This window comes from Streptomyces sp. NPDC054834 (assembly GCF_053611185.1).
Genome location: NZ_JBSGZV010000005.1, coordinates 179,304 through 192,941, shown reverse-complemented (window position 1 = coordinate 192,941; position 13,638 = coordinate 179,304). Strand labels below are relative to the sequence as shown.

Genomic DNA, 13,638 nt, shown 5'->3' with positions numbered 1-13,638 from the left:
CCACATGAGCCCAGACGTCGACCTCACCGTCCCCCTGCCCGGCCGGCACATCCCGCGTGACAAGCTGCTCGCGCTGGACTGCCGGCTGTTCGAGGTGGCCGCCGAGCGGCACTGGCCCGGCGCCGAGCGGGTGCTGCCGCGGCTGAGCCGCAGCGCCAACCACGGAGTGCTGTGGTTCGCGACCGCCGCCGCCATGGCCGCCGTCCGCACCCCGCGCGCCCGCCGGGCCGCCGTCCGTGGCCTGGCCTCGCTGAGCCTGGCCTCCCTGACCATCAACACCCTCGGCAAGCGGTCGGTGCGCCGCCCGCGGCCGGTGCTGGATCCGGTGCCCCTGGTGCGGCAGCTGAAGCGGCAGCCGATCACCACGTCCTTCCCGTCGGGTCACTCCGCGTCGGCGGCCGCGTTCGCCGCCGGGGTGGCGCTGGAGTCGCCGGGCTGGGGCGCGGTGGTGGCGCCGGTGGCGTTCTCCGTCGCCATGTCCCGGGTCTACACCGGTGTGCACTTCCCGAGCGACGTCCTCGCGGGTGCCGCTCTCGGCGTGGGCGCCGCGTACGCGGTCCGGGGCCTGGTGCCGACCCGGGGGCAGAGCAGCCCGCCGGCCCGGCCCCGTGCCGAGGCGCCGGCACTGGAAGGGGGCGACGGTCTGGTGGTCGTCGCCAACAACGGCTCGGGCACCGCCGACCGGGCCCGCGCACTGCGGGACGCCCTGCCCGCGGCGGAGGTGGTGGAGTGCGCGCCGGAGGAGGTGCGGACCGAGCTGGAGAAGGCGGCGGCACGGGCCCGGGTGCTCGGGGTGTGCGGCGGTGACGGCACGGTGAACGCGGCCGCCGGGGTCGCCCTGCGGCACGGCCTGCCGCTCGCCGTGCTGCCGGGCGGCACGCTCAACCACTTCGCCTACGACCTCGGCGTGGAGGACGTACGGGACCTCGCCGGGGCCGTCCGCCAGGGCGAGGCGGTACGGGTGGACGTCGGCCGGTTCCGGGCCCGCGACCGCGAGGGCGTCTTCCTCAACACCCTCAGTCTGGGCGTGTACCCGGAGCTGGTGCGCGAGCGGGAGCGCTGGTCGGGCCGGATCGGCGGCTGGCCGGCGGGGGTGCTCGGGGCGCTGCGCGTGCTGCGCGCCGACCGGCACCCGCTGGCGGTGGAGGTCGGCGGCGAGACCCGCCCGCTGTGGCTGCTGTTCGTCGGCAACGGCGTCTATCACCGCAGGGGCCTGGCGCCCGGCCGCCGTGCCGATCTGGCGGACGGGCTGCTGGACGTCCGGGTGGTGTACGGCAGCCGCAGGCCCGCGCTGCGCCTGCTCGCCGCCGCGGCGGCGGGTCCGCTGACCCGCTCCCCGGCGCATGGGGCGGTGCAGGTGGGCCGGCTGCGCCTGGCCGGGGTGGAGCCCGGCACGCCGCTGGCGTACGACGGCGAGGTCACCGAGGTGTCGGGCGAGGTGACGCTGGAGAAGCTGCCCGAGGCGCTGACGGTCTACCGCCCGCTGCCCCAGATCTGACACTCCGTCAGTCCATATGTCAAAACGCGGGTCTCACAATGCGGCATGCGGGCGTACGGTGATGCCACCGACGACACAGGGGGTACAGCGATGCCGAAGCCGCAGGAGACCGCCGTATACACGCACGGGCACCACGAGTCGGTGCTGCGCTCGCACACCTGGCGGACCGCCGCCAACTCCGCGGCGTACCTGCTCGGCTCGATCAAGCCGCACATGCGGATCCTGGACATCGGCTGCGGCCCGGGAACCATCACCGCCGACCTGGCGGCGCTGGTCCCCGACGGGCACGTCACCGGCGTCGACCACGCGCCGGGCATCCTGGAGCAGGCCCGGGCCACGGCCGCCGGGCGTGGCCTCGCGAACGTCGACTTCGCGGTCGCCGACGTGCATGCCCTGGACCACCCCGACGACACCTTCTGCGTCGTCCACGCCCACCAGGTGCTGCAACACGTCGGTGACCCCGTGCAGGCGCTGCGCGAGATGCGCCGGGTCACGAAGCCCGGCGGCTTCGTCGCCGTCCGCGACTCGGACTACTCGGCGATGACCTGGTATCCGGCGGTGCCGGGCCTGGACGACTGGCTCGGGCTGTACCTGCGGGTGGCCCGGGCGAACGGCGGCGAGCCGGACGCCGGACGCCGGCTGAAGTCCTGGGCGCTGGCCGCCGGGCTCACCGACACCACGGCCACCTCCGCCACCTGGACCTTCGCCACGGCCGAGGAGCGGGCCTGGTGGAGCGGGCTGTGGGCGGAGCGCACCGTCGCCTCCCCCTACGCCGACCGCGCCACCGAGGGTGGGCACGCGACGGCAGAGCAGCTCACGGCGGTGGCACGGGCGTGGCGGGAGTGGGGCGAGCGCGAGGACGGCTGGTTCGCCGTCCTGCACGGAGAGATTCTGTGCCGGAAATGAGCCTGATCCACGCATTCCGGGATACCCGGAATGCAGGAGGTTCACATCATGGTTCCCATCTTGCTGGTACTGCTTCTGGCGCTCATTCTCTTCGGCGCCGGATTCGCGGTGAAGTTGCTCTGGTGGATCGCCCTGGCAGTTCTCGTCGTCTGGCTGCTGGGTTTCCTGGTTCGCGGAACCGCCGCGAGCGGCGGCAGGGGCCGCTGGTACAGGTGGTGAACTGACCCCGGGGGCGCCGTCATTCCCGGGGCAGCAGAGGTCCGAGCGGCCCGAGGTCCAGATTCAGGTCCTCGGGCCGCAGTCCGTAGCGGTCGCGCAGCTCGGTCATGCGTTCCTCCAGCAGCATCAGGGTCAGTCCGACGCGCTCCTCCTGCTCCTCGGTGAGGTCGCCCACGTCGAAGCGGCGCAGCGCCTGCCGCTCCATGAGCTGGCGCAGCAGCTCCACCACGGTCAGGACGAGTTTCACCAGGTCGCGCTCGACGGTGTCGGGCTCGAGCTCCAGACGTTTGCGCGAGGTCATGACGGCTCCTCGAAGGGTGACGGCACCTGCGCGTTCACCGAGCTGATCAGCGCGTTGAGGTCGATGCGGACGAGATCGACGTCCGCGATGCGCAGCGTGACGTCCCCGGTGATGACGACCCCGCCGGCCAGCAGCCGGTCCAGCAGGTCCACCAGGGCGACCTCGCGGCGTTCTATGACGGTCACGTGCCTTCCCCACCCTCTTCCGGCGCCTCGGCCGGGTTGTCGCCGGTGAAGGAGTAGGGAGCCCAAGGGCCGGTGAGTTCCACACGCAGCCCGGGTGTCTCGTCCTTCGCACTGTCCACGATTTCCACGAATTCCTCGGAATCCGCGCGCGGTACGAGATAGGCCGCGTTGAGTACGTTACGCCCCGAAGCCCCGGAAAGCGCGGGATTCTGCGGGGCGTGCAGACGGGAATCCTCCGCCCATCCGGAAAGCGCGCTGTGCAAATGTTCCGCGAACGATTCCGCTTTCTGCCACATGTCCTCGTGCGACCGGGTCTGCGCGCGCCGCTGGCGCAGGTAGTCACGACCCGACGCGGGTTTGGACGCGGGCTGTTCCGGCTGGGCCGGCGCGAGGTCGGCGTACACCTTCACCCCCCATTCCACCCGGCCCGCGAGCCGGTCGAGGGTGCGCCGGAACTCGTCCTCGCGGGCCTCGATCATCGTCCGTACGCCGCTGTCGTCCCGGAAGACGGTGGCCAGGCGCAGCGGCAGCGGGGTGGTGACGGTGGTGAGCGCGTCGATCACGCCCTGATGGGCGCGAGCGGTCGCGGTCAGCCAGTCCATGTCCTCCAGGCGGACGCGCAGGGCGTCCTCGGTGAAGTCGGCCTCGGGGACCGTACTGACGACCGCGACCAGTCCGTGGTGGTGCAGCAGCGCGGGCGGGGCGCCCCCGATGCCGGTGAGCTGTGCTTGCAGGGGCGCGCCGAGGGGGCGGCAGACGGCGTAGACGTACCGCAGTCCGGTCATCGTTCCTCCTTCGGCACGCGGCTCGGCTCCAGTTCCTCCAGACGCGCCAGCCGTTCGCGCAACTCGGTGTTCTCGCGCGCGAGTTGGTCACGGCGGGCGCTGGAGGAGAGAGCGGGGTCACTCTCCCACCAGTCGATGCCCATCTCCTTCGCCTTGTCGACGGAGCAGACGATGAGCCGTAGTTTCACGGTGAGCAGTTCGATGTCGAGCAGATTGATCCTGATGTCACCCGCGATGACGACACCCTTGTCGAGCACGCGCTCGAGGATGTCGGCGAGGTTGGATCCCCCGCCCTGGCCGTAGGGCTCGGGGAGCCGACTGGGCGTCGTCATCGACGGCTCCCGCGCTCCGCGTACTCGGGCTCCTCTTCTTCCTGTTCGGCCTCTGCGCCTTCTTCCTGGCCTTCCTCGTACTCGCCCTCGGGCTCGTATTCGCCCTCCTCCTCGGCCTCGTACGGCTCCTCTTCCTCCTCCTCGGCTTCCTCGCCCTCCTCGGCCTCGTACGGCTCCTCGGCGCCCTCCTCGGCCTCCTCGCCCTCCTCGGGCTCCTCCGCGGACTCGGCCTCGGACTCCTCCTCGGCCACGGCGTCCTCGTGGCTGCGGACGACCTCGCCGTCGCGGATCTCGCCGCGCCAGCCGTCCTCCGCCTCGCCCTTGAGGGTGATGTAGCGGTCGAAGTTCTTGAAGTCGAGGCGGACCCGGCGGCCCTGAGCACGCCAGATGTTGGCGGTCTTCTCGAACAAGCCGCTGGGGTAGTACTCCATGACCAGCAGGATGCGGGTGAGGTTGTCGTCGAGCCGGTGGAAGGTGACGACGCCCTTGTTGGTGCCCTTGGCACCCTCCGACGTCCACTGGATCTTGTAATCGGGGATCTGCTCGACCGTGTGGGCCTTCCAGCTGCGGTTCGACCACCAGATCTTTCCCTGCCAGTCGGAGTTCGTGTCGTCCGCGCGGTTGGCGCTCTTCACGCCCTTGGCGAAGGTGCCGAAGTCGTGGTACTGGGTCCACTGGTCGTAGGCGGTGCGCACCGGCACGCCGACGTCGATGGACTCGACGATGACGGTGGGCTTGTTGCCGCCGCCCTTGCGCTTGCCCTTGCCCTTGCCACCGCCGAACAGGCCCTTCACCTTGCCCATGACGTTCTCCTTGATGCTGGAGCCGCCGAGCTCCAGCGCCGAGCGCAGTGGGCCCTTGCCCTCGGCGAGCTTGCGGCCGCCTTCGAGGGCCAGCTTGGCGAAGCCCGGGCTGTTGCCCTCGGCGATGTCGTTGAGCTTGACCGTGGTCTCGCCGAGCTTGCGGCCGACGCCGGCCAGCATGCGCTGGGCCTGAGCCGCCAGGTATTCCTGGACCTCCGCCTTGAGGCGGTCGGCGGCCTCGCTGTGGGCCAGGTCGGTCAGGGGATTGTCCTTCGTCGCGCCGGTGGCGCCGCCCGCCGCCTTGCCCGCCGCGGACGTCGCCGATCCGAGGGTCTCGGTCATCCTTCATCGCCGCCCTTCGACTGCCGGGGCCGGGTGGCACCGCCGGCCGCAGCCGTCTTCTTCGCGGCCGTCTTCCGGGCCGCGCCCTGGGTCTTCTTCGCCGTCTTCTTGGCGGGGGCCGTCCTGGCCGGAGCCTTCTTCGCCACCGCCTTCTTCGCGGGGGCCGCCTTCTTGGCCGGCGCCTTGCCGGCCGCCCGCTTCCTGGGCGCCGGGGCCTCGTCCTCGTCCTCCGCTTCCGCGTCCTCCTGCCGGTCCTCCGGCTCCTCGCGCTCCTCCGGTTCCTCGTGCGCCTCCTCGGCGTCCCCGGATTCCTCGGACCCGGTGTCGGGCGCCACGCCCGACAGCCCGTCGCGCACCTGGGCCGTGCGGCCGTGCAGCCGGTCGGCGAAGGCGTTCATCTGCCGCTCGACCATCGCGCCCGACGCGGCCTTGCCGACGCCCCGCAGGTCCCCGCGCAGCTGGTCGCCGATCTCCTTGAACTGCGGGTTGTTCCGCAGCTGCTGGTTCACCAGGTCGCCGAGCGCCCGCGGGCTCAGGTTCAGCTTCTTGCCGGCCACCAGGGAGCCGACCGCGAGGGCCATTTTCATCTTCTTGGTACGTCCGAGGACGTACCCGGCCCCTATCGCGAGGCCGAGTGCCGTTCGGTTCATAGTCCCGTCCCGTTGCCCGTCGTCTCGCCGGAGCCCATGCCGTGCTCCAGCCGGTCGAGGAGTTCGTCCTCGCGCCGGTCGAACTCCTCTTCGGTGATCTCGCCCGCCTCCAGCTGTTCCTCGAGGCGGGCGAGTTCGGCCCGTACGGTGGAGGGGTCGTAGTAGATCCGCTCCGCCTCGTGGAGCACCTGTTCGATCACCCACGCGCTGCCGCGCACCGGCGCGAACGGCAGCAGCAGCACTTCACCGATCAGTCCCATCCGCTACTCCCTCCGCTCACGCGGTGCTACTCAGCTCCCGCGTCCGCGCCGGCCGTGGCTCCCGCGGGCTCGGCAGGGCCGGGCTCGACGAAGCTGTACGGCGGCAACGGCCCGTTGACGCGCAGTTCGAGGTGGGCGAGGGACTTACGGGCCCGCTCCACGACGGACAGGAAGTCTTCGGCGGTGTCGCGGTCCACCAGGAACGACACGTTGACCAGCCAGCCCGTGGACTCGGGGCCCACGCTCACCGCGTCGGTGACCGGCGCCAGCAGCCGCTGCACCTCGGCGGCGTCCTCGGCCTCCTTGGCCTTGACCGCGGCGGCCACCATCTCACCGAGACGGATCTTGTCGTCGTAACTGCCGCCGCCCGACGTGCGGTTGGCCTCGGCGAGCGCCCGCAGTTCCGGGCTCTCGGCCATCACTCGGTGCAGGACGGCCTCTTCCACGTGAGAGGCCTTGACGTTGTACTCGACCTTGCCGTCCAGCGCCTGGAGGCGCTCCTTGTAGTGCGTGGCGCGTTCGGCGAGCACCCCGGTGACCGTGCCGTCGTCGGGGGCGACGCTGCCGAACCGCATGGGCAGCACACTGCCGGCCGCGCCCGTCTCGGCGAGCACGTTCTGGTGCGCGAGCAGGTCGCGGCGCTTGGGGCGCAGCCCCTCGGGGGCGTCGCTGACGATCGCGGCCAGGTCGCCCTCGGTCAGGATCCGCACCGGCATCGGCGGCTCGCCCACGCCGCCCATGCCGTCGGGGAGCGCGGGGTGGGAGGTCGCGGTGATGGCGTAGACGTATGTGCTCACTCCTGCTCCTCCTTCCGGCGGGCGGCCGTGGTCTTGCGGGGCCGCGGCCGGGACTCGGACTCACCCTCGCGCTCCCCGCGCGCCTGCTTGAACGCGTCGGAGACGGTCTCGGCGGCGCCGGACAGCGCTCCCTTGGACTTGCCGCGGGCGCCGGACTCGGTGAGCTCACCGACCATGTCGGGCAGCCCCGGGCTCTTGCGGGGGCCGGCCTCGAGGTCGAGCCGGTTGCACGCCTCGGCGAAGCGCAGGTAGGTGTCGACGCTGGCGACGACGACCCGCACGTCGATCTTGAGGATCTCGATGCCGACCAGGGACACCCGCACGAATGCGTCGATGACGAGCCCCCGGTCGAGGACGAGTTCCAGTACGTCGTAGAGGCCGCTGCTGCCGCCTCCGCCGGACTGCTGTGCCGGGACTACGGTCATGCCGACCGCGCCTCCTTGTCTGTGTGATGGTGTTGACGGTGTGCGGACGTGCCGGCTGTCGGCGCGGTCTAGCGGCCGCGCGCGTCGGCCCGTCCGCGTTCGTAACGGCGGACGCGCCGGTAGCCGGTGAGCTGACCCTCCGGGTCGAGCTCGACCTGGTAGGTCGCCATCAGGCTCATCGTGTCGGGAACCCTGGCGAGTTCGAGGACCTCCACCTCCAACGCCCAGCCGTCCTCGGTCTGTTCGAAGGACGAGACCTGCTCGGGGACGAGGCCGGTCAGCTCCGCGAGCTGGGCGCGCGCCTGGCGCAGCACCTCCATCGGGCTCGGCCGGTGCTCGTCAGCCGTGTGCCGGTCGGTGTCCTCCTGCGGCTCCTGTGAGTTCTGGGGTTCCTGCGATTCGCGGGTTTTCTGGGTTTTCTGTGAACCCTGCGAATCCGGTGTGTTGTGTGTGTTCGACATGGCCACCTCTTCCCTCCGTGTGGCCGGAAGGGCGTTGGCCAAACATCAAAGTGGGCATGCGTCGTCTGCGCGGGGCGTCAGGCCTGCGCAGACGCGGTATATGCATCAGCCACGCAGAGTGTCGAGCCGGCGCCGGGCCGGTCCCAGAGCGCGTCCGCGGCCGAGCAGGCCCGCCCAGGGATCGGTGCGGGCCTGCTCGACGGCGTCCTCGAGGGTCCAGCGGCGCGGGCCGAGGCCGGGGTCGTCGAGCTGGTCCCAGGAGACCGGGACGGCGACGGGAGCGCCGGGCCGCGCGCGGACGGTGAAGGGCGCGACGGCGGTCTGGGCGTAGGCGTTGCGCTGTACGTCCAGGTAGAGCCGCTTGCCGCGGTCCTGCTTGCGGGCGGCGGTGGTGAGCCGGTCGGGGTGCTCGGCGGCCAGCAGCTCGGCGACGTCCCGGGCGAAGGCACGGACCTCGTCGAAGTCGTGCCGGCCGTTCAGGGGCACGACGACGTGCAGTCCGCGCGAGCCGGTGGTCATCAGCGCCGAGGGCAGCCGCAACTCATCCAGCAGGCCGCGCAGGAGGCGGGCCGCCTCCCGTACCGTCGCGAAGTCGCCGGCCGTGTCGCCCGGGGGGTCGAGGTCGAGGACCAGCCGGTCCGGGTGGTCGGCGCGGTGGCCGCGGTCGGTCCGGGAGAGCCACCGGTGCAGGGTGAGGCAGGCCTGGTCGGCGAGGAAGACCAAGGTGGCGGTGTCCTCGCAGACCACGTGCGTGACCGTGCCGTCCTCCTTGGCGACCTCGGCCCGGGCGATCCAGTCCGGGTAGTGGTTCGGAGTGTTCTTCTGCATGAACCTCGGGCCGTCGAGGCCGTCCGGATACCGCTCCAGCATCAGCGGGCGGCCGCGCAGGTGCGGCAGCATGAACGGCGCGACGGACCGGTAGTAGTCGACGAGGTCGCCCTTGGTGTACTCCTTCGCGCCGCTCCCGCCGGGAAAGAGCACCTTGCCGGACCGGTGCACCTCGACCGTGCGGCGGCCCGCGCGTACCGTCCGCACGTCGTCGGTCATCGCACGACCGCCTCCCCCACCAGCAGCCGCCCGGCCGTGGCGATCGCCGTCGCGTCGATGCCCGCGGCGTGCAGCTGCTCGTCGGGCGCGGCCGAGCCCGGCATGGTGCGCACGGCGAGCCGGACCAGCCGGGGCACGGGCCTGCCGTCGGTGAAGGCGTCGAGGACGGCGTCGCCGAGGCCGCCCTCCTCGTGGTGGTCCTCGACGGTGAGCAGGCAGCCGGTCTCCTCGGCGGCCAGCCTGAGCGTCTCCCGGTCCACGGGCTTGACGGAGTACAGGTCGACGACCCGGACCCGGATGCCCTCCTCCTGGAGGGCGTCGGCGGCGGCCAGCGCCTCGTGCACGGTCACCCCGGCCGCGACCACGGTCAGCCGGTCCTCACCGGAGGAGCGCAGCACCTTGCTGCCGCCGACGGGGAACCGCTCCTCGGGGCCGTAGATCACCGGGGTCTCGCCACGCGAGGTGCGCAGGTAGCGGATGCCGTCCAGGTCGGCCATGGTTGCGACAAGCTGGGCGGTCTGGTTGCCGTCGCACGGGTACAGCACGGTCGAGCCGTACACCGACCGGAACATCGCCAGGTCCTCCAGGCCCATCTGTGAGGGCCCGTCCGGGCCGATCGCGACGCCCGCGTGGGAGCCGACGAGGTTGATGCCCGCTCCGCTGATAGAGGCCATGCGCGCGAAGTCGTGGGCGCGGGTGAGGAAGGCGGCGAAGGTCGCGGCGTAGGGCACGTAGCCGCGTACGGCCATGCCGACGGCCGAGGCGACGAGCTGCTGCTCGGCGATGTAGCACTCGAAGAACCGGTCGGGGTGCTCCTTGGCGAACTGCTCGGTGCGGGTGGAGTCGCCGACCTCACCGTCCAGCGCGACGACCTCCCCGCGGGCGGTGCCGAGCGCCGCGAGGGCCGCGCCGAACGCGTTGCGGGTGGCCACCTTCTCGCCCATGTCGTACGTGGGTAGCTCCAGGGAGCCGTCGGGCACGGCGTGCAGCAGGCGGGCGGCCGGCGGCTCCTGCACCCGGACGGTGAGGTCGCGCGGGCCGCCCAGTTCGGCGATCGCCTCCTCCGCCTCCGGCAGCGGCTTGCCGTGCAGGCCCTCGCGGTCCTCGACGGCGGCGACGCCCTTGCCCTTGAGGGTGCGGGCGAGGACCACGGTCGGCTGTCCGGTCGTCGAGGCCGCCTCGCCGTAGGCGCGGTCGATGGCGTCCACGTCGTGGCCGTCGACCTCCACGGTGTGCCAGCCGAACGCCTGGAAGCGGCGGGCGTAGGCGTCGAGGTCGTGGCCGTGCCGGGTGGGGCCGCGCTGGCCGAGGCGGTTGACGTCCACGATCGCCGTCAGGTTGTCGAGGTGCTCGTACGCGGCGTGCTCGGCGGCCTCCCAGATGGAGCCCTCGGCGAGTTCGCTGTCGCCGCACAGCACCCACACCCGGTAGCCGGTGCGGTCCAGGCGCTTGCCGGCCAGCGCTATGCCGACGCCGACCGGCAGGCCCTGGCCGAGCGAGCCGGTGGCCGTCTCCACCCACGGCAGCCGCCGCGGGGTGGGATGGCCCTCCAGCCTGCTGCCGAGCTTGCGGAAGGTCGCCAGTTCGCCGTCCTCGATCGCGCCGGCCGCCTTGTAGGCGGCGTACAGCAGGGGCGAGGCGTGCCCCTTGGAGAGTACGAAGCGGTCGTTTCCGGGATGGTCGGGGCGCTCGAAGTCGTATCGGAGGTGGCCGGCGAGCAGCACCGCCATCAGGTCCGCGGCGGACATCGAGGACGTCGGATGCCCTGATCCCGCGGCCGCGGCGGCCCGCACGCTGTCCACGCGCAGCTGCTGTCCGAGTTCGACGAGTTCGGCGCTGTTCATGAGTCTCCTTCCGACGGGGTGTCGGTGCGCTTGACGGGGCCCGGGGCGGGGTGGTCCCCCGGGGGCCTGGAGCCGGGCCGGTCCTTGGCGGGTTCGCCGCCCGGCTGGTTCTTCCCGGGTTCGCCGCCGGGCTGGTTCTTCCCGGGTTCGCCGCCGGGCTGGTTCTTCGCGGGTTCGCCGCCGGGCTGGTTCTTCCCGGATTCGCCGCCGGGCTGGTTCTTCGCGGGTTCCTCGCGCGGCTGGTTCTTCCCTGGTTCCTCGCCGGTGTCCGCGGCCAGGGCCGCGCCCGGTCCGGTCCCGGTCTGCTGCTCGCGTCCGCCGGGGACGCGCGCCAGTTCCGGGGAGGCCGTGTCCAGCGGCACGGACCAGGAGCGAACGAGGCCCAACTGGACGCCCTGGCGCGGCAGTACGGCGTCCAGGAGCCAGTCGGCGGCGACCCGGACGCGGTTGCCGGGCATCGCGGCCAGGTGGTAGCCGCGGGTGACGGCACCGGCGGGCAGACCGGACAGCGATACGCCGAGCGGGTTGGCGGCGGCCTTGACGCCGCCCAGGTCGACGACGAAGCCCAGGTCGCGGTGGCGGTAGGGGCGGCGCTCGCCGAGGCCGAGCGACGCGGCCACGTTGTGCGCGGCGGTCTTGCCGTGCCGCCAGGCGTGCTGGGCCGTCATCGGTGTGTACTTCCCCGGGTCGCCGAGGTCGGGCACGGCGGCCGCGTCACCGCACGCGAACACCTCGGGCCTGCCCGGGACCTGGAGGTACGGGTCGACGAGGAGGCGCCCCCGTTCCAGGGGCTGTCCGGTGCTCTCCACGAGCGGGTCGGGCCGGACGCCGACGCACCAGACGAGGCTGCGGGTCTCGACGAACTCGCCGTCGGTGAGCAGGACGCCGTCGCGGGTGGCCTCCTTCACGGAGGTGCCCATCCGCACGTCGACACCGCGTTCACGCAATACACGGTCGGCTGTATGCGATAGACGTTCGTCCATCTCCGGCAGTACGCGCGGCGCGATGTCCAGCAGCATCCAGCGGGGCCGCATGCCCAGATGCCGCAGCTGCCGGCGCGCCAGCCGGTCGGTGAACATCTGCATGTGCGCGGCCACTTCGGTGCCGGTGTACCCGGCGCCGACCACCACGAAGGTGCACCGGGCGGCGCGGCTCTTGGGGTCGTCGGACCCGGCGGCGAGCTCCACCTGCCTGGTGACGTGGTCGCGCAGGTACAGCGCCTCGGGCAGGCCGCGGAAGCCGTGCGCGTGCTCGGCGACGCCGGGGATGGGCAGCAGTTTGTTGACGCTGCCGACGGCCAGGACGAGACGGTCGTAGGACAGCGTGCCGGTGCCGCCCTCGGGGTCGGTGTAGTGCACGGCGCGCCCGTCCATGTCGATGCCGTCGGCCTCGCCGAGCACTGGGCGCACCCCGGGCAGGGTGCCGGGGAGGGAGACGGCGACCCGGCGGGGTTCCAGGATTCCGGCGGAGACCTGGGGCAGCAGGGGCAGGTACAGGAAGTAGTCGGTCGGGTTCAGCAGGGTGATGTGGGCGCGGTGCCGGGTCAGCCTGGACAGGGTGCGGGCGGCCCGGTATCCGGCGAAGCCGGCGCCGACGATCACTATGCGGGGTCGACTCACGGTGCGCCTCCGGCGGTATGGCTCGTCCGAGGCCTACCGCGTCCCCCTGGTCAGGGCCGCCAAACGCCGGGACGGCGGAGCGTTTCGCCCCGCCCCCGTCCGGTTACCCGAGGCGCGATCCGACCCGAACCCGTCCCAGCAGACACGACCTACCGTGTCGCGGAGGTACCCCCCATGCCTGAATACGGCTATTTCCTGTCGACCGAGGAACACGGTCCCGCCGAGCTCGTGGAGCAGGCCCGTATGGCCGAACAGGCCGGGTTCCAGGCGTTGTGGATCTCGGACCACTACCACCCGTGGAACGACGCGCAGGGGCAGAGTCCGTTCGTCTGGTCGGTCATCGGGGCGCTTTCGGAGGCGGTGTCGCTGCCGATCGAGACGGCGGTGACCTGCCCCACCGTGCGGATCCACCCGGCGGTGGTGGCGCAGGCCGCGGCGACCAGCGCGGTGATGACGGGCGGGCGCTTCCGGCTCGGCGTCGGCACCGGCGAGGCCCTCAACGAGCACATCCTCGGCGACGCCTGGCCGCCGCTGCACATCCGGCTGGAGATGCTGGAGGAGGCCATCCAGGTCATGCGCCGGCTGTTCACCGGCGAGGAGGTGAACCACCACGGCACGCACTACACCGTGGAGAACGCCCGCCTCTACACCGTCCCCGACGAACCGGTCCCGATCGACATCTCCGGCTTCGGCCCCAAGGCCACCCAGCTCGCGGCCCGGGTGGGCGACGGCTACATCACGATGATGCCGCAGGAGGAGATGGTCACCCAGTTCCGCAAGGGTGGAGGGGGCACCAATCTTGTCAGCGGCGGTACGAAGGTCTGCTACGGCGCCGATCGCGACGAGGCCGTCCGCCGGGTCCGCGAACTGTGGGCCAACGAGCTGCTGCCCGGCGAGATGGGCCAGATCCTGCCCACCCCGCGCCACTTCGAGCAGTTGCAGCCGCTGATCACCGAGGACAAGATCCGCGAGAGCCGGGTGTGCGGCGACGATGTCGACGAACACGTCTCCGCCCTGGCCGCGTTCGCCGACGCCGGGTTCGACCGGGTGTACGTCAACCAGATCGGCCCCGACCAGCGCGGCTTCTTCGACTTCTACCGTACGAAGGTGCTGCCGCAGCTGAAGGGGAACTGAGCCTAGGGGAGCTGACGGGGGAACGGAGGG

17 protein-coding genes are annotated in these 13,638 nt (G+C 72.0%); 4 read left to right on the top strand and 13 right to left on the bottom strand.

The window, feature by feature from the left end; all coding sequences use genetic code 11:
* Nucleotides 1–4: 4 nt before the first annotated feature.
* From ACWGJM_RS09775 to ACWGJM_RS09765, 3 genes are all read left to right on the top strand, one after another.
* Nucleotides 5–1,498, top strand: coding sequence for a phosphatase PAP2 family protein (locus tag ACWGJM_RS09775; RefSeq protein ID WP_453411121.1), 1,494 nt, complete (start codon nucleotides 5–7; stop codon nucleotides 1,496–1,498).
* Nucleotides 1,499–1,588: 90 nt separating this feature from the next.
* Entirely contained in the window at nucleotides 1,589–2,404 is an 816-nt protein-coding gene (locus ACWGJM_RS09770; protein WP_453411120.1) for a class I SAM-dependent methyltransferase, read from the top strand.
* A gap of 48 nt (nucleotides 2,405–2,452) precedes the next feature.
* Complete coding sequence (locus ACWGJM_RS09765) at nucleotides 2,453–2,623, top strand: hydrophobic protein (RefSeq protein WP_453411119.1); 171 nt, start codon at nucleotides 2,453–2,455, stop codon at nucleotides 2,621–2,623.
* 19 nt (nucleotides 2,624–2,642) lie between these two features.
* Here the strand turns inward: ACWGJM_RS09765 and ACWGJM_RS09760 are convergent, their stop codons facing one another.
* The 13 genes from ACWGJM_RS09760 to ACWGJM_RS09700 form a co-directional block, all read right to left on the bottom strand.
* Nucleotides 2,643–2,924 (bottom strand): gas vesicle protein K, encoded by a 282-nt coding sequence (locus tag ACWGJM_RS09760; protein ID WP_453411118.1) that lies wholly within the window; start codon nucleotides 2,922–2,924, stop codon nucleotides 2,643–2,645.
* Nucleotides 2,921–3,109, bottom strand: a complete 189-nt coding sequence (locus tag ACWGJM_RS09755; protein WP_361802846.1) for a gas vesicle protein — start codon at nucleotides 3,107–3,109, stop codon at nucleotides 2,921–2,923. The genes ACWGJM_RS09760 and ACWGJM_RS09755 overlap by 4 nt, the downstream gene beginning before the upstream one ends.
* The gene (locus ACWGJM_RS09750) at nucleotides 3,106–3,894 is read right to left on the bottom strand and encodes a GvpL/GvpF family gas vesicle protein (RefSeq protein ID WP_453411117.1); all 789 of its coding nucleotides are present in this window, start codon (nucleotides 3,892–3,894) and stop codon (nucleotides 3,106–3,108) included. Before ACWGJM_RS09750 ends, ACWGJM_RS09755 begins: the two co-directional genes overlap by 4 nt.
* Nucleotides 3,891–4,226, bottom strand: coding sequence for a gas vesicle protein (locus tag ACWGJM_RS09745; RefSeq protein WP_453411116.1), 336 nt, complete (start codon nucleotides 4,224–4,226; stop codon nucleotides 3,891–3,893). The genes ACWGJM_RS09750 and ACWGJM_RS09745 overlap by 4 nt, the downstream gene beginning before the upstream one ends.
* Nucleotides 4,223–5,371 (bottom strand): SRPBCC family protein, encoded by a 1,149-nt coding sequence (locus ACWGJM_RS09740; protein ID WP_453411115.1) that lies wholly within the window; start codon nucleotides 5,369–5,371, stop codon nucleotides 4,223–4,225. The genes ACWGJM_RS09745 and ACWGJM_RS09740 overlap by 4 nt, the downstream gene beginning before the upstream one ends.
* Complete coding sequence (locus tag ACWGJM_RS09735) at nucleotides 5,368–6,021, bottom strand: DNA primase (RefSeq protein WP_453411114.1); 654 nt, start codon at nucleotides 6,019–6,021, stop codon at nucleotides 5,368–5,370. Before ACWGJM_RS09735 ends, ACWGJM_RS09740 begins: the two co-directional genes overlap by 4 nt.
* Complete coding sequence (locus tag ACWGJM_RS09730) at nucleotides 6,018–6,281, bottom strand: gas vesicle protein GvpG (RefSeq protein ID WP_453411113.1); 264 nt, start codon at nucleotides 6,279–6,281, stop codon at nucleotides 6,018–6,020. The genes ACWGJM_RS09735 and ACWGJM_RS09730 overlap by 4 nt, the downstream gene beginning before the upstream one ends.
* 26 nt (nucleotides 6,282–6,307) lie before the next feature.
* Entirely contained in the window at nucleotides 6,308–7,078 is a 771-nt protein-coding gene (locus ACWGJM_RS09725; RefSeq protein WP_453411112.1) for a GvpL/GvpF family gas vesicle protein, read from the bottom strand.
* Nucleotides 7,075–7,503, bottom strand: coding sequence for a gas vesicle structural protein GvpA (locus tag ACWGJM_RS09720; protein WP_453411111.1), 429 nt, complete (start codon nucleotides 7,501–7,503; stop codon nucleotides 7,075–7,077). The genes ACWGJM_RS09725 and ACWGJM_RS09720 overlap by 4 nt, the downstream gene beginning before the upstream one ends.
* Before the next feature lie 68 nt (nucleotides 7,504–7,571).
* Nucleotides 7,572–7,964, bottom strand: a complete 393-nt coding sequence (locus tag ACWGJM_RS09715) for a gas vesicle protein GvpO (protein WP_453411110.1) — start codon at nucleotides 7,962–7,964, stop codon at nucleotides 7,572–7,574.
* A 105-nt stretch (nucleotides 7,965–8,069) separates the two neighbouring features.
* Entirely contained in the window at nucleotides 8,070–9,011 is a 942-nt protein-coding gene (gene ligD / locus ACWGJM_RS09710; RefSeq protein WP_453411109.1) for a non-homologous end-joining DNA ligase, read from the bottom strand.
* Nucleotides 9,008–10,855 carry a transketolase gene (locus ACWGJM_RS09705; protein ID WP_453411108.1) on the bottom strand — a complete coding sequence of 616 codons (1,848 nt, stop codon included), beginning with the start codon at nucleotides 10,853–10,855 and terminating at the stop codon, nucleotides 9,008–9,010. Before ACWGJM_RS09705 ends, ligD begins: the two co-directional genes overlap by 4 nt.
* Nucleotides 10,852–12,474, bottom strand: a complete 1,623-nt coding sequence (locus tag ACWGJM_RS09700; RefSeq protein WP_453411107.1) for an FAD-dependent oxidoreductase — start codon at nucleotides 12,472–12,474, stop codon at nucleotides 10,852–10,854. Before ACWGJM_RS09700 ends, ACWGJM_RS09705 begins: the two co-directional genes overlap by 4 nt.
* A 174-nt stretch (nucleotides 12,475–12,648) precedes the next feature.
* Between ACWGJM_RS09700 and ACWGJM_RS09695 the strand changes: the two genes are divergently transcribed.
* Complete coding sequence (locus tag ACWGJM_RS09695; protein ID WP_453411106.1) at nucleotides 12,649–13,608, top strand: LLM class F420-dependent oxidoreductase; 960 nt, start codon at nucleotides 12,649–12,651, stop codon at nucleotides 13,606–13,608.
* Nucleotides 13,609–13,638 lie beyond the last annotated feature (30 nt).